This window comes from Ulvibacterium sp. (assembly GCF_965248315.1).
Lineage (GTDB): Bacteria > Bacteroidota > Bacteroidia > Flavobacteriales > Flavobacteriaceae > Ulvibacterium.
In genome coordinates this window covers 2,465,061-2,481,118 of the sequence record NZ_CBDFIX010000002.1, presented here as the reverse complement: position 1 = coordinate 2,481,118, position 16,058 = coordinate 2,465,061, and the positions used below count along the sequence as shown (strand labels likewise).

Here is a 16,058-nt window from a genome sequence, read left to right as displayed (position 1 = left end):
TTGTCCGATAGGTGATTACGGTAGTAATCCACAATATATCTACTTTTATAATGTTATATTTTCTTACAGACCTATAACCGTGCAACGAACCAATATCTTGCTTGTTTTGGCCCTTTGTATAGGGGTGGCCTTCCACGGTTCCAGTATATTCTTTACGCTGGAGACTACCTATGATGCATTGATCCATCTGTTCTTTGCCGACCACTATGCCCAAAACTGGTTCGAACCTTGGGATTACCGTTGGTACACCGGTTTTACGGTACAGGCCTACCCACCGCTGGTGCATCAATCCATTGCAATCTTATCCTATCTGGGCGGCTTAAAATTTGGGTTATTCGCCATAGCCCTGTTGGGCGTACTACTCTTTATTACCGGGGCTTATCGGTTTGGACTGTTGATAACGGGAGAGCGAAGAGTCGCCGGTTATACGGCGCTTTTGTCCGTGTTTTCATCCACCTTTATAGAAACCTTGCACATCTTTGGCCAGTTACCGAGTATCATCGGACTGTCCGTATTACTCCATGCCCTACCTGAAATCTATCTCTGGATAAAGACCGGGAAATATCGGTATTTGGCCACCAGCCTTTCGTTGATAGCCGTTACCGTTACCTCCCATCATGTAACGCCAATTTTTGGAATGGTATTCTTTATTTTTCCATTGATCGGTATGGTGCTTATGGATGCCGCTAAAGACCAGGTATCCCATACAAAGGCCATAACGTTTAAAGTATTCTTCTCACAGTTTAAAAAATTGATTTGGAGAATTATAGGTTTTGGCTTCTCTTCCCTAGTTCTCATTGTAGTCTGCATACTGCCGTATTGGATCAACTCCAAGGAAAACCCCATTACACAGGTACCCATTCCCCACGGTTCCCGAGATAATTTTTTGGAGGTAACCTCATCGGGTTTGGTCTTCTTTTTGGTACCCTGGGGTATTTTGCTCTTTGTTCTACCTTACATCCTGTACCGATACTTTAGCAAACGCCATCTCTTCTTTGGATTATCCTTTGCCATACTCGCTCTATTAGGTACAGGTGGTACTACCCCTATTCCAAAAATTATGCTCGGCGAGACCGCCTTCAACATCTTGACCTTGGACCGTTTTACTTTTTGGGCTACCATAATGGCACTGCCCATTTTTGGTGAGTTTGCCTATCGTTTGGTGGAAGGGGATTTCAGGACGTATTTACAAAAACGGTTTGGTGTGTTATATCATCGTATTCTTGGGGGTTGTATTGCAGGAGGAATTTTGCTCATGGTCATTTTTACCATGAGCCTCAATTATTTTAGGCCTTCGCAACCTCAAAAAATCAAGATGTTGCCCATTGTCAATTTTCTGAACCAGGATCAGCATGACCAATGGCGATATCTGCCTTTGGGGTTCGGGGATCAAATGGCCTGGCTGTCCGCGCAGACCAATGCCATGACGGTAGATGGCAACTATCACTCGGCCCGTAGGCTTCCCGAATTGACCACACGGGCCATAGAACGCTTGGAAAACTCAAAATTCAGGGGTGTGGAGGGCATCGGTTCCCTACAACAGTTTTTGACCGTCCCCGAGAAGTACAACTTGAAATACATATTTTCCAATGACAAGTTTTATGACCCCATTTTATACTTCTGTGGTTGGCAGCGACTTCAACAATTGGAGAACGGTATTATGGTATGGGAGAAATTGAATGTTCCACCCCTACCGTCCCTATTGCCCAAAGAAGATGTTCCTACCTATCTAAAAATCTTGTGGGGCATCCTTCCATTTCTCACCGTGATATTGGCTTTCATGCTCAACATACAATGGGTAGGGTACCGTATGTTAAAATCCAAACCCTTGCCAAAAGGAGAGTTTCTAAACTATGCCATTCCGTATAAAGGATTTTCAAAACCAATGATTACAGTAAACCACATTTGGACACTTCTTTTGATAGGTATACTCAGCTACGAAGGGTATCATATTTATCTCGAAAATGCGTCGCAAATAACACCTAAAAATGTAGTAACCGCCTACTATGACGCCCTGGACTTTAAAGAGTTCAAAAGGGCCCATTCCTACTTGAATCCGGAGGACGATGTGAGCTTGGCGCAATACATGCTGGAAGTTTCCGTAACGGATGGTATTCTTAGTTCCTATGCAAAATTGGACTCCATAGGCGTTGAGCTCTTGGATGAGACCCCGACCAGTGCAAGGGCCAAAGTGTATACGCAATGGATCACGCCCTTGGAAAAGGTAAGTAAGACTTTTTACCACACCCTTTTAAAGAATACCGACAAGTGGTATATAGTTCCTACCACTTTTGATAATGACCTACCGCCAGACCAGCTATTTTCGTCAAACGGAACCGCCTTTTACAATCAGGGTAGGCGCCGGATAACCACCCAACAAACACATCATGAAGATGTATTGAAGCAACCCGTCCTAGAGATACTTCAAGCCAAACTGGTAAAGTTTCAGGGGAGTTATAGTATCGTTGGCGAACTACAAAATGTGGATAATATTCCCGCGGATGTGGTCATCAAGGCCACCTTGTATAATGATGGGGATACTAAATTGGCCAATTACAACGCCAAGTATCATATAAAACATAAATTGATGCCCAAGGAAACTACACCGTTTCGAATCGATTTTGAGGGAATTGCTTGGTCTTCTACCAAAGATACCCTCCCCCCTACCTTTGACCCCGATGAGTTTACTCCGGTAGCCTTGGCGGAACAGCCTACCAAATTCAATCTCCAATGTGCCGGTAATGTGGCTGTAACCGATCTATACAAACACATTGGCCTGCAGGACCTGAAGTTTACGGAAAATGGTATGAGCGGCGTACTATTTAATTCCGGCATACAGGAGGTAACCGTGCCCCAGCTCTTGTTCTCGTACTACTCCAAGGATAGGGAATTGCTATGGGTAGACCATCACTTTTTGGAAGAAGGGGTGCGTATACAGCGTAAACAGTTCTTTGACTATTCGCCCTTAAAATTGACCGATTTATCCATTGTCAACAGTAGTCTGGATTTTTGTTTCGTAAACGGGTTGCCGAATGCATCCATTTCAGAAAAGATTTTTCCCAATAGATTCCTTTCCCATGCCCAGGATCAATTACAGCCTTATGCAGGTGATGGCTTTGGGTTTTTAAAAATTGATATGAACGGTTATATCGGAAATCCCAGATAATTTGAAACGTACCTTATACATACTTGTCTTTTTAGTGCTCTGGCTCGGATGTGGGAAAGCGGATACCGAAAACACCCACCATCCCGTTTCTTATGAACGGATACCGTTAAAAAGTGTGTTTTCCGCTGGGGATAACATCGAAGTTCGATTTAAGGGAAATGTAACGGACTCTACCCATTTGGTGCTTTCCAATACTTGGGGAAGTACAGTGCTTAGCCCTACATGGAAAGATACCGAATTGACGTTTCGATTCCCAAAAGCCTTCCAACAAAGAGCAGGGAGCTGTCACTGGGCATTGGTATACAATGGGACCATCTATGACAAGGGAGAAATTTCCATCCGTCCCAATCCCGCAAAAGGAACCCTTATGGAATCCTATTTGGGGCCTCAAAGCATTATTGCGGGAAAAACCGATTTTTCCATGTTCGTTACCTCCCCTACCGATATCTATGACAATCCCCTGTCCGATAGTACGGAGATAACCTATAACTATCACTATGGGGATATTGTGCAAAGCAGCCCCGTGCTTTCAAGAAATCTGATAGCTTGGAAAAATATCCATAGTACCGAAAAATCCGGACGTATTTTGGTCACCGCATCATGCAATGACAGCCACAGCAAGGAGCTTTCCACCTTGGTAAACCCTGCCAATCCTATCGATTTTCAGATAGCGTATGAGCGAACGCATCCGTATGCCGATGGAAATCAGATCATCACTTTTTCAACCGACGTCATACAAGATGAATTTGGGAATATCGAAAGCGATGGTACATTGGTTTCGTTTTCAATTACCAATACCAAGGGTATGGTACTCCAAACGGCAGGAACTACAATCAACGGAGTGGCAGAGGCCCGTTTGTTGCATCCTACTGAGGCCGAAACCTGGAAAGTAACCGCCTATATCACCGGAGCCGCTAAAAGCAACACCATTACCCTAGATTTTGAAGCAGCCCTAAAGGATTTCAAGCTTTCCCTTTCTGAAAATGGAAGAATACTCAAAATTGAAGAAATGCAAAGCTTTATGGGGCAATGGATACCGGATGGTATGCCAATTACCCTAAGATTAGAGGACGAAAACAAGGCGTTATTCGATTCCAAAAGAACGACCTCGAGACTGGGGAAAGCCCAATTCACGATGTCTGAGGATTTTTATCCCAATGGCTCCTATACAATTACCATTGAAGCGGCGGGAATGATCAAAAGAAAGAATGTGTTATTGAAATGAAGGTAAACCGAACCCTATATCGCATTCTGCTAATCCTGTCATTCTTGGCGGTTAACGGCCTGATTCTTTTCGGTATAGGTGCCGTATGGTCTTACTTGAATACTGGGGCCGATCGTTCTAACATGTTACATGTATCCGAAGAGCTCTCCGCCGATTATCTTCCCAAAGTGGTATGGGATACGTTGTCCAATGAAGGTCGACCGATGGAAGCACAGACTTTGAAAGAGATAGAGCGCGACTATCCAAAGGCTTGGCGTGTTCGAAACCTGGCATTGGAAACCAACAATCGCTATGGTATAGCGGATTATTACACGGACAGTGCCCGTGTGAAATTGTACAAAATCCTTGATTTCAACAGGGCCAACAACAGTACCCTAAAGACGACAACCTTACGGCACAACCCAAAACTGGAGTTTTATAGTGCCGATGGCAAAATAGTAGTGCTCACCGATCAAAAAGTGGAACGTTATGAAAAAATCTATGTTGAGGACAAATTAATATTGGAACAAAAAAAATCGGCCTCCTATCAGGTGATGCTGCTATTGGAAGATGGATTTTGGAGAATCAGACATATGGTGGAAAGACCTACTACCAAAGAAAAGACGCAATTATCCTTAAAAAACGTACCCTCGGTAAACTCCGTTTCAAAAGTCAAGGGCATCAACTACTATCCGCAACAAACCCCATGGGATATGTTCGGGGAGGAGTTTAATGACAGCATCATCAATGCCGATTTTATACGGATTAAGAAACTGAATTTAAATACCGTACGCATCTTTGTACCCTACATGGATTTTGGTAAGGCGGAGGTATGGAAAGATAGATTGGAACGATTACAGCGAACCTTAGATCTGGCCGAAAAGAATGGATTGCAGGTTATGGTAACGCTCTTTGATTTTTATGGGGATTATACTATCCATAATTGGACGCTTACCCATAGACATGTCGAACAAATCGTAAAGGCTTTAAAGGGACATGAGGCGCTCCTGGCCTGGGATATCAAAAATGAACCCGATCTGGATTTTGACTCGCGTGGCAAGGAAAGGGTCATGGCCTGGTTGACCCAAATGATTTCGGAAATCAAAACGTGGGATACCGAGCATCCGGTTACCATTGGATGGTCCAATCCCGCCGCTGCGGAACATTTGTCCGAAAAGGTCGACTTTGTATCTTTTCATTACTATTTAGACCCTACGGATTTTTTGGAAGCCCTTGACCAACTTAAAACCGCTGTTCCCAATAAACCCATACTATTACAGGAGTATGGCTATTCTTCCTATGACGGACTTTGGAACCTATATTTGGGTTCTGAGAAAGCCCAAGCTACCTATTTCTCTCAAATACAGAAAACGCTAAAAACTCAGGGCCTTCCCTACATGTTCTGGACCTTGTATGATTTTGAGGCCATCCCCAAAGCTGTTGTCGGTAGTCTGCCCTGGCGTACGGGGAAACAACGACATTTCGGAATCATCGACAAAGAAGGCCGACCTAAATCAGCCTATACCGTTTTTGATGTTACCGATTAATTTTTTATTCCCTGCCAACTATTGAGTCTGGACTTCCCCTTGGAAAAAATGCTATAGTTACAGCATCCGTTTACCGCGTACATTATTTTGTATTCGGATAATAGGATGGCAATCAATTCCCGGGTTCTATCTTCATCGATGCCCAGTTCTTCACCTAGCTCTATTTCATTCAAGCGACCATTATCCAATTTCAAGGCCTCGTAGTATTTCAGTTTATCTATCATGGTGTATTCTTTGCTGCAATCATCATATGTGGACTAAAAGGCAAGAGCCCAAAATCATTTTCTGTAATTTCTAAAAGTCTCATCAAATTTTTCCGCTTCTTCTCATGGTTCAAACTTGCAAAATAGTTTTTATCCAACCAGACCATGCCTTCAACCGCGTGCATATGAATACATTCCAATTCCTGCTCTTGAAATTCGGCTTTTAACCCCTCCGGTCTATGATAAAATGCTTCAGCCAAAAGCCATGGAAAGGCATCAGGCGGGTTATGGACGCTGGTCGTCAGTTCCGATCGGCACATATCAAAAAAGGCAGGTTTATGGATCAATCCATTGAAAAGGCCGGCCAAAGTTGAGGCGGTATAGTTTATGGCAAAACCCAGAACGATCCCATTTTTCCGCACTACTCGTTTTGCTTCCCGCAGGGCACTTATCCTATCTTCTTTTTTCTGAAGGTGGTACAGCGGCCCATGAAGAATAATGACATCCGCAAAGTTGTTGGAAAAGTTCAAATTCCGGGCTTCCCCCCTATGGACAACAAACGGCTTCTTTAGTTGGTCTGCCCTATCTTGGGCCAGCAAGCAATGTTTTTCAACGGGTTCTACTACATGGACGCTATGCCCCTTTTTGGCAAGCCATTCGGCATATTTACCGGTACCGCCACCAACATCTACAATTTTTGAAGATGGGGATAGAATATACTTTTCAATGAGCGTTTTCACCCGTTCGAATTCGAGGATTCCCATCCCTTTTTCCAATCGGGTTTCTTCGGATGCCCGGTTATAAAACAATTCTATATCTCTATTTATTAGTGATTTACTATTCATTTTACTAAAATTTAAGCTTTATCGGGTACGTAGGATAAAGCAATTGATTGTATGACCGATGGTGGTCGTTATACAAAAAGTGGTAATAAAAATGTGATGACTATCTATGGCAATGGGGAAACAAAAAGTTCCATTGCCCCATAAACGCCAAGTATGGCATGGGTCTTACGGAAAGACGTAGATAGTATGTTAGAACTAGTAAATCAGGCTGTAAAGATATGGATTTGACCTTTATCCTTGATACATTCTTGAAAGGAGAATCGGACGATAGGGAATAAATAGAAAAAGGGAGCAGCTAACCAGGCCACTCCCCTTTTCACTTAACCTAACCTATATTTTAAATCGTTATTTCTTTTTCGATACTTGGAATATTCAAAGTGAACCCTTTCGATTTTGAAAGTCGGATCGCCTTAAAATAATCAACGTACATCTTTGTAATATCGGACATGGGCAACGAGCAGGCTGCCTTATAGTTGGTCATGCCTAAATGTATCCGATAGGAATCATCCAGCAAAACACTTTCTATGGCATCGGCCAGGGATTCCGTACTTTCAGGATCAAAGAATTCGCCTTTATATCCTTCTTCCTGGACTAGGATGCTCAGATCGCCCAGATCCGGTAAGGCAACGGCCTTACCATAGCTTCCTGCTTGATGCAGAACGCCTGAACTTCCGGTTGTAGAGGTATACGGAAAGACCACTACGGCACTCTCACCAAAAATTTGAGGTACATCTTCCTCGGCTACGTAGCCTGTAAACCGGATCTGTTCCACATCACTGTATTTCTCTTTTACGGCATCCAAATAACCCGGGGTATTTGGGCTGTCCGTACCCGCAATCACAATTTCTATATTTTCGCCCGTTCTTTTGCGGATCAGTTCCACGGCCTCGATCATAATCCCTACTTTTTTGTAGGTTCCAAACTTCCCAAAAGCCATAACCTGTTTTGGACCTTCAGGTAATCTATAGTCCGGTTCAGGCGGTGTTTCAAAAGCCCCATGGGGAATCAAGGCTACATTTCGGGACTTGTACTTTTTTTCCAAAATAGTCTTGTATTTGCTTATGGTAACCGCCAGGACATCGGAAGCCAATACGAATCGGGTCAAGGTACTTCCAATGTAATTATAGATTTTCTGGAGCCACTTGTTTGTGGTAATCCCGGCATTATCCAAATCTACCTGTTCCAAGATATTGTGCAACAAGGAAATGGTAGCGATACCTTTTAGCTTACAGATTAATGGTAACATAAGACCAAGGGCCGCTGGTATCTTCTTATCGCCAAACTTTAGAAATTGAAGGTTGAACAATACGGCATCCGGTCGGGTTTCCGAAATGGCTTTGTTGATTTTGAACACATTCAGATAGTTGTTAAAGCTCCAACATTCCTTTACGGTGATGGTACATCCCTCTCCTTCAAAAGAAAGGTCCTTCTCGCCTTCTGTTTTGTCCGTGATGAGGATAATTTCACTTACTTCCTCTTGAAGTCTAAAATGTTTTACCAAATGGTATCCATATTCGGTCAAGGTTACTTTGCTGGGCGGATACGCCGTTACAATGGCTAGTCGCATAAGGTTAAGTTTTAAATTGATATTCGGTTAAGTATTTGACACAAATATCCTTCGAAACCTATTGTTTTATCGGGGCTTTACGGTGGATGGAAGATTGCTGTAGGTGAATGGAAACAATGAAGGGATAAGTTAAATTATCCGAATGAAAAGTGTCTGCATTTGTTTGAATCCAAAAATCAACTTTAGAGTTAGAGGAACGCATGGATGCCGACAGGCGGAGGGATTTAAAAACAAAAGCCCAGGAACGGGGGATGTCCTCTGGGCTAAGCTGATTTTGATATGAGTTGGTTACCGTATGATGCTCTTATGGGCAAAGTATAGCAGCTGGGCAATTAACAAAGCAATCATGGTAATAATCTGTACCTGAACTACCATATTTAGGCTGCTGTGAAAAAAGACGATCAGTCCTATTTGAGAAATACCAAATACTCCTGAAACCATTACCGGAACGTAATGGTCCAAGGACAAAAAGTAATAGGCAAAAATATTGGATATGGCAAAAAGCGAAGTTGCCAAGGCATATTGCCAAAGTAAAGGTGCCATAGCTAGGTAAGCATCCCCAAACAATAGCGTAATGATCATTTTAGGGAACAAGCTACAGGCCAAAACTATGACAAGGGACAGAAGCCCAATATAGCCCACGTATTTGAATAGAACGGGAGCGGTTGGCTCTCCGCCCTTTTGTCTTTGTACTACTGCGGGCAATAATAACATGACGAACATCCATGCCACAAAATAAACCACCCGACCGATCAGTGCCAAAGAGGCGTATAATCCGGCATCCAGGGCATCAAAGTAATGTTTTACCAACAGTATGTCGCTATTGTTTATAATAATCTGTGTGAATTCATAACAGGCGGTCAAGACCATAAATCGGGTTACTTGCTTTTTATGATCAGTGGAAAGGGATATCTTTTTAAATAGGGACCCTAATTTGAAATTGGACGGAATCAATCCAAAAACAAAGGACAATGCGATACCCAAGGCTACCAGGAAAGCAGGGGACAAAGGTACGAACCAAAGTAGGCCCAAGGTAAGCAGCAACCTACTCCACATCTCCGTTTGGTAGGTTACGGAAAGATTTCCATAATCCTGCCTTCCCTGGTATTTCCCGCGATTAACGGACATAAAAAAGTACAGGGGTATCCCTACGGCAAAGGTTTTGAACAGCAAGGCGGAATCCGTCTGGAATATTTGTTGCAAACTTCCGGCAAAGGCGAAAAGTAGTATTCCTATCAATAGACCAAATCCTAAGGCGTACCGATACATCATGTTCTGAAAGGCCTCCCAGTCCGTATCCGAAAACAAAACGGCAAATTTGGCCGTGGCCAGTTGAAAGGTCATCCCCAAAAAGGACAGTACCAATAACAAGGTTACCAATAGGGCGGCTTCGGCAAAGACCTCGGGTCCCAATAACCTGCCCAGCAATAAGTTGTATAGGTAGTTGCCTCCGTTTACCAGAAGTACACTCCCCATAAACAATTGTTCCGGGGACACTTTTTTAAGAGCTATCCTAAACGCGGTCATGACTTAATATATAGGTGGTTTTTGTTGCCTTGAGCATAGGAAATATGTTTCCGTTTTCCATACCGAGAATGGATAAGACCCGATTGGATCGCATGGCATGAAGGTACAATTCCTGTAAGGTATGAGCGGCGGCAGTGTCTATATCCAATACGCGTTCCAAGTTTAGGATCAGCGGTTGGTCAGGATGTAAAAATCTGCTCAAATGACGTTTGAGGATTGCTGCGTTACCACGGTTCAATACGCCATGAACAGAGAACATTCTTCTGGTTTCTGTGATTTGTAAAGCCATACTATGAGGTTTTCAGGTTAAGCTTTTTTGTTGCATTGTCAAGGCAAATATCCCACAGATCGCCGTTCTACAACCCCCGATTTAGGCGGATGGCGGTTTACTGTAGACGAATGGCGGGTATCGTACTTCCGGTACGGAAAGGTCCGCCGTAACTTTACAACAGCTTAATTAACAGGATATAAGGCAAACCAAAACACAACCCTGAATCCTTAAAAACTTAACCTATGAAAACCGTAAGACTGATAACCGCAGTATTCCTATTTACCTTAATGGGCCAAGCCCAGGAGTCCCTAGAAAACGGATTTGCCTATTTGGAGAATGGAAAGTTCCAACAGGCCGAAACCTTTTTTAAAGCCTATTTAGATACAAATCCCGAGAACAAGACTGCACAAATCTGTTACGGCAGGGCCGTTGGACTCAACGGAGCGCCCCAAAAGGCCAAGGCCCTGTTCGGGGGTTTGCTCAAAACCTACCCCCAGGATTTCGAAATCGCCGTAAATTATAACGAATCTCTTTTATGGGCCGGGAACTATAAGGCCGCCAAACCGTTGTACGAAAAATTGGTGGCCGATTACCCGGATAGGTTCGCCGCTATTTTGGGATATGCCAATACCTTAAGTAACTTAAAGGAATACAAGGCGGCCCTGGTCTGGATAAACAAGGCCATCGCCTTGGCCCCGGAAAATGGGAGTGCGAAAATTTCTAGGAAATATATCCAATTGGGATATGCCAATGCATTTGTAAACGCCCAGGATTATGAGCAAGGAAAGGCTCTATTGCAAGATATCTTTACCGATTTCCCGGAAGATAAGGATGCATTGTTGAACTTGGCCAACCTGTATTTGATCACCAAACAGGTAGATAGTGCCAAAGCCACCTATACAAGATATGCCACCACCCCCAAGGATTCCATTACCGCTTTAAATGGCATTGCACTGGCCGAGCATATCGGGGAAAATGAAAAAGTCGCCTTGCAGGTAGCCGAAACGGCTAGGGCCAAGGTAGCCGGTTTTACCGATTTCGAACTAATCGAGCGTACCTATGACCGCTATGTACAGGCCTTGATTTGGAACAGGAAGTTTGGAAAGGCTCGGAAACAAATCGATAGTTTAGCCCAGGTCTACCCGAATCGCAACTGGATTCTGGCCCTAAAAGCGACCTTAGGCCTGTATACTGGTGATGCAAAGACCAGCGAAGAAAGTTACAACACCATTTTGGCAAAGGACAGTACTTCCTTTGATGGCAATTTGGGAAAGGCCAATGCCCTATTTGCCAGTGATAAGATCCTTCCGGCCTATAAGGCGGCTTTCCAGACCTTGGCCATTTATGAAGATCAAAAAGATGCCCTTGGGTTTATCGAAAAGCTAAATCTTATGTATACCCCCAGTGTTGAGGAGCATGCGGCCTATACCTTTGACAATGGCAATAATGTGGCCTTTTATACCAACACCACCACGGATGTTCCGGTATCCACCAAATTTAGAACCCGGGTTTCCTATTTCTATCGCACTACCGAGAATACGGTAACCGGAAATACGGCCAATTCCCATGTGGTGCTGGCCGGACTGGATTATAAACTGTTCCCCAAGACCTTATTAAAAACCGTAGTGGGATTCAACAATTCCCGTTTTATGGCCGATGCCTATACCCAACCCGTTCTCGAGGCCAAGCTACAGTTACAGCCCTTAAAATTGCAAAACCTGACCTTGGGCTACCAACGGGAGGTACAGAATTTTAATGCCGATTTGATCGAGCGGGAGATCGTACAAAACCATTATGGCCTCAATTACAATTTAGGCACCAACTTTAACTTGGGTTGGTATACCCAGGTAATCCATACGGAGCAGAGCGATGCCAATACCCGGGACCTGTTGTTTACCTCCCTGTACTATACAGTGTTTCAAAAGCCTGCCTTAAAATTGGGGGTCAACTACCAGTACATCACCTTTAAGGAGCAATTGCCCACGGTCTATTTTAGCCCAGAGCAGTACCAGGCCGTGGAAGTATTTGCGGATATCCGTGGGAATATCTCCGAAAAGACCCGGTATAGGGCCAGTGCGGCCACGGGCCTGCAAAAAGTAGAGGACGACCCGAATACGACGCTATTTAGGGCCGAAGCCGGACTACAGCACCAATTCTCCAAACGTTTGAGCGCTGACCTCTATGGAAAATACAGCAACATTGCCTCAGCTACCGCCGCCGGTTTTGAGTTTACCGAAATTGGCTTGAAATTGAAATGGTTGTTTACGAAAAAGCCGGTGTTTTATGCCAAGGTTGGGGAGTAATGATATAATCCGTAAGTTCTTTATGGAAATCTTATCAGCTTATGGGCTTTATTTCAATTCAAACAGTTCAGTTTTAAGGGAAGCTTACATTTTGTTCAAGGTTTAATAGAGGATAATAGTGCTGGTTAGAGGGAAGGATGTGCTAAATCATAGACATTCATATATGTAGGTTAAATTGTGTTTAATGAGTGCATGCTTTAATTAGGAGCCAGATAAAGAAAATGGCCCCAGCAAATGCAAGCAGTCTTTTCCGAATTTCCTGCCGATTTTCAATTGCGGCTTCTTTTCGGATTCGGTCTTTGATCTTCTTTAATTCCTCGGGTGGAATGTCCCTGAATCGAGGTGGATTATCACCAGAACTGTTTGTAAGGACATCTTTGAACTCCCTTATCTTTCTTCTTTTAACCTGGGACAGATTAAATTGATTGCTGATTTTCCCATAATATCCTAACATAAGAAAGCGTATCAATTAAAGGTAACCTAAATATTTTCCAAATTGGTTGGCTTTACCTATAACGTTTAGGGATGTGATTAGTTGTGAACCTTTACAACTAGTCGTATTTTATGTTACGGAAAATGTCCACCTCAATACTGGACCTACTTGCCAGTAGGCGGGGATAATTATTGGGAAAGGATTCCGTTTTAGGCATCCAAGCGTGATTTGGTATACAGCTTGCTAGCCAACGTTTTTACAAAATATAGTACCCCGCACTTAATTGAATCACGGTATTGGTTCCTTTGTTAAAGTCCCTACTTTCAACAGCTTTGGTAAGTCCTTGGTAGACGTTCAGTTCGATAAAAAAATCATTGATTTTTTGGCCTATCCCCAGTTTAAGTCCGGCATCAAATGCTGACCTAGTACTGGAGGAGAATATGGAATTGCCTTCCGAAACCAAAAATCCCACTTGTGGCCCAACCAACAGATAGGTGGTGTCATAAAATTTAAAATCCAGAGGGATGTTTATATAGTCCAGTTTTTCCGTCCCGAAATTCCTGTAAACACCCCGATTGCCTTGTTGTGAATACATCAACTTAGGTCTGAACACTATTTTTTCGGACAAATCCAATTCATAGAACCCACCAATATGAAATCCTAGCTTGTCCGTTATATAAATCTCGTTGAGAAATCCCTCCGATATAGAAGAATTATTAAGTCCAATTACGGCACCAAGCTTCTTTTGTGAAGTACATATAAGAGGTAGGATCAATAGAATTGCTAAAACTATTTTCTTCATTGGATTTGGTTTCAATTTTTGCTACCGCATTCTTTAGTTATCAGTAACGGTCAAATTTATGTTTTATTTGTTTTGAAACCGACGGAAGCAATTTCGGCCTACACGCCACGTAGGCAGTCGGGGTAGGTTCGGACATAGTTCCCGAGCATTCGGGACCGTAATTGCAATCAACCCACGTGGGTGGCTCAATTGATCACTGAGGTTAAGCCAATCCAAAGTAAAAACTAAGTATCCCTAGGGTATTAAAAAAGCCATGTATCATAACCATAAACCACAAATCGTATTTACGCAGGTAGAATATGACAAAAAAGAGAGCTCCTACCGTAGTTGCAACAATTTGTCCAGTGATTCCTTGCTGCATATGCATGTATCCAAAGAAGCTACAAAAGATGAGCATGTTGATAAGAAGACTGATTTTACGATCCCCAAAGAATTTGACGAACTGTCGCATAAAATAGCCACGGAAAATAATTTCTTCCCCAAAGGCTGCAGTGGCCCAAATTACGAATAACCAGGTGATCGTAGTCGGAAGATTACCTTTCAATTGGGCCGTGTTTGTATAGGTAATAGGAACTCCAGTGAGCATCTCGATTCCAGGAACTAAAGCAAAGACGTAGAAAACAAATAGGCCAAATGCTGTCAATGGGGCAAGAACCAATAGGTTTTTTACATTGAATTTTTCGCGGTAAAACCCAAGTGCAGCAAAGGGTTTTCCGTTGTATTCAATATAGTTGGCGATAATTATTACTGCGGAAATAATAAGGTTTTCAAATATGGTCCTGGTGATGGGCCCAAAGTACATGAAACAAATTATGGCCAGAGTAACCAGTGGAATTGCGATTTGTTTTAAAGTCAGTTGATTCATCTTTCTAGTTTTTAGATTAGTATGGGTGCAAAATCAAACTAATCCATCGACTTGGAAAGCGGTTCATGCTGGACTATCGTCAAGGCGGGTTGAATTGTAAAAGGTGGGCTTTAGATATTCCGGCCATCTTAATTTCAATTCAATGGTATAGTTGTTCTTGGGGAAGATATGTGGCCCGGCCTTGTGTTGGGATTGAAGTTAGTTCGACCCCTTCGCCTGTCGGCACCTGTATTTCAGAACCCCTCTGCCTATCGGCACCTATGCGTTCCGAAACACCAAAACGGTTTGAGTTCCCCCAAACCGATATAAAGATTACAGTAGCTATCCCAATCAATTGCTATTTGCGAATATATTAAAATAGCTTTTTGCATTTTCTTCAAGTAATCCATTTTGATAGTTGAACATTGCTCCATAAAACACATGGAGGTGGGTTACTTCACAACCACAATATTCAAACGTCAAATGGAGGTCGTTTAAAAGACCTTTTACCGAAATGCCTGTTGGTGCATTATAGGACTCCTCCGGGCCTCCGGTAGAGACCGCAAAGCCTATTTTTTTTCCTTTAAGTCGGTCTCCCTCGGGACCAAAGGCCCAACCGTAAGCAAATACCTCATCTATATATTTTTTTAAGGCAAAGGGGGTACTATACCAATGGATCGGAAATTGAAAAATAATTTCGTCAAATGCTTCCAATACTTCTTGTTCTTTTGCTATATCGAATTTTAGGTCTGGATAGACTTCGTATAAGGCATGCACCACAAATGCCTCGGCATTCTTTTCCAGCATTGTTTTCCAGGCCTTGTTCACAATGGATTCAGCAATATTGGGATGGGTAAGTATTACTAACTTCTTCATAGCTTCATTTTTTGGCCAATGCGGAACTTTTTTTGCTTTTTACATAAATGGTCACGGCAGTTATATAAAGTAATGCGATGCCCCAAAAACCGGGATCGGTAAAAAAACTGATGTGGTCGCCCCCCTGGGGGATTACAAAAAATGGCACCGTAATCATTGCATCCAATACCATAGTGGATAAAAACATACCGAGTCCTATTACGATTCCACTTGTTTCATGATCTCTCTTCAAATAATAGCTTGCACCGACTAGAGCAGCTGGAATTATTGCAAATGCCAATACCACGTTGGCTTGATGTTCCGGATTGGACATCACCGGAATGAAGAATGAGGTTAAAAATGCGGCTACCCCAATGGCGTAAGCGATGCATCCGGCAACCAGGACCCTCTTAAAATGTACACTTTTCATGATTTTGCGTTTTAGAATTATACAGGGCAAAACTGCAAAACACATGAGGTATCAGTCGTCC

The 16,058-nt window shown here is 43.0% G+C and carries 14 protein-coding genes; 4 read left to right on the top strand and 10 right to left on the bottom strand.

The window, feature by feature from the left end; translation table 11 throughout:
• The first annotated feature begins 79 nt into the window (after window positions 1–79).
• Genes ACP2AF_RS12380 through ACP2AF_RS12370 form a run of 3 tightly spaced genes read left to right on the top strand, consistent with a single transcriptional unit; the run spans window position 80 to window position 5,917 of the window.
• The gene (locus ACP2AF_RS12380; protein WP_425236468.1) at window positions 80–3,166 is read left to right on the top strand and encodes a hypothetical protein; all 3,087 of its coding nucleotides are present in this window, start codon (window positions 80–82) and stop codon (window positions 3,164–3,166) included.
• Window position 3,167: 1 nt separating this feature from the next.
• The gene (locus ACP2AF_RS12375) at window positions 3,168–4,391 is read left to right on the top strand and encodes a hypothetical protein (protein ID WP_425236467.1); all 1,224 of its coding nucleotides are present in this window, start codon (window positions 3,168–3,170) and stop codon (window positions 4,389–4,391) included.
• Complete coding sequence (locus ACP2AF_RS12370) at window positions 4,388–5,917, top strand: cellulase family glycosylhydrolase (RefSeq protein WP_425236466.1); 1,530 nt, start codon at window positions 4,388–4,390, stop codon at window positions 5,915–5,917. Before ACP2AF_RS12375 ends, ACP2AF_RS12370 begins: the two co-directional genes overlap by 4 nt.
• Here the strand turns inward: ACP2AF_RS12370 and ACP2AF_RS12365 are convergent.
• The 5 genes from ACP2AF_RS12365 to ACP2AF_RS12345 form a co-directional block, all read right to left on the bottom strand.
• Window positions 5,914–6,141 carry a hypothetical protein gene (locus tag ACP2AF_RS12365; protein ID WP_425236465.1) on the bottom strand — a complete coding sequence of 76 codons (228 nt, stop codon included), beginning with the start codon at window positions 6,139–6,141 and terminating at the stop codon, window positions 5,914–5,916. The genes ACP2AF_RS12370 and ACP2AF_RS12365 overlap by 4 nt on opposite strands.
• Window positions 6,138–6,965, bottom strand: coding sequence for a class I SAM-dependent methyltransferase (locus tag ACP2AF_RS12360; protein WP_425236464.1), 828 nt, complete (start codon window positions 6,963–6,965; stop codon window positions 6,138–6,140). Before ACP2AF_RS12360 ends, ACP2AF_RS12365 begins: the two co-directional genes overlap by 4 nt.
• 337 nt (window positions 6,966–7,302) lie before the next feature.
• A complete protein-coding gene (locus tag ACP2AF_RS12355) occupies window positions 7,303–8,532 on the bottom strand; it encodes a glycosyltransferase (RefSeq protein ID WP_425236463.1) in 1,230 nt (409 codons plus the stop codon).
• Between the two features lie 288 nt (window positions 8,533–8,820).
• Window positions 8,821–10,059 (bottom strand): oligosaccharide flippase family protein, encoded by a 1,239-nt coding sequence (locus ACP2AF_RS12350; protein WP_425236462.1) that lies wholly within the window; start codon window positions 10,057–10,059, stop codon window positions 8,821–8,823.
• Window positions 10,046–10,348, bottom strand: coding sequence for an STAS domain-containing protein (locus ACP2AF_RS12345; protein WP_425236461.1), 303 nt, complete (start codon window positions 10,346–10,348; stop codon window positions 10,046–10,048). Before ACP2AF_RS12345 ends, ACP2AF_RS12350 begins: the two co-directional genes overlap by 14 nt.
• A 224-nt stretch (window positions 10,349–10,572) precedes the next feature.
• Between ACP2AF_RS12345 and ACP2AF_RS12340 the strand changes: the two genes are divergently transcribed.
• Window positions 10,573–12,633, top strand: a complete 2,061-nt coding sequence (locus ACP2AF_RS12340) for a tetratricopeptide repeat protein (protein WP_425236460.1) — start codon at window positions 10,573–10,575, stop codon at window positions 12,631–12,633.
• A gap of 181 nt (window positions 12,634–12,814) precedes the next feature.
• On the opposite strand, the gene ACP2AF_RS12335 is transcribed toward ACP2AF_RS12340, so the two are convergent.
• From ACP2AF_RS12335 to ACP2AF_RS12315, 5 genes are all read right to left on the bottom strand, one after another.
• Window positions 12,815–13,087, bottom strand: coding sequence for a hypothetical protein (locus ACP2AF_RS12335; protein WP_120712961.1), 273 nt, complete (start codon window positions 13,085–13,087; stop codon window positions 12,815–12,817).
• Window positions 13,088–13,322: 235 nt separating this feature from the next.
• Complete coding sequence (locus tag ACP2AF_RS12330; RefSeq protein WP_425236459.1) at window positions 13,323–13,868, bottom strand: outer membrane beta-barrel protein; 546 nt, start codon at window positions 13,866–13,868, stop codon at window positions 13,323–13,325.
• A 202-nt stretch (window positions 13,869–14,070) separates the two neighbouring features.
• Window positions 14,071–14,733, bottom strand: a complete 663-nt coding sequence (locus tag ACP2AF_RS12325) for a lysostaphin resistance A-like protein (RefSeq protein WP_425236458.1) — start codon at window positions 14,731–14,733, stop codon at window positions 14,071–14,073.
• A 330-nt stretch (window positions 14,734–15,063) separates the two neighbouring features.
• Window positions 15,064–15,588 carry an NAD(P)H-dependent oxidoreductase gene (locus ACP2AF_RS12320; RefSeq protein ID WP_425236457.1) on the bottom strand — a complete coding sequence of 175 codons (525 nt, stop codon included), beginning with the start codon at window positions 15,586–15,588 and terminating at the stop codon, window positions 15,064–15,066.
• A gap of 4 nt (window positions 15,589–15,592) precedes the next feature.
• Window positions 15,593–15,997: a DUF5367 family protein gene (locus ACP2AF_RS12315; protein ID WP_425236456.1), complete on the bottom strand. Its 405-nt coding sequence runs from the start codon at window positions 15,995–15,997 to the stop codon at window positions 15,593–15,595.
• Window positions 15,998–16,058 lie beyond the last annotated feature (61 nt).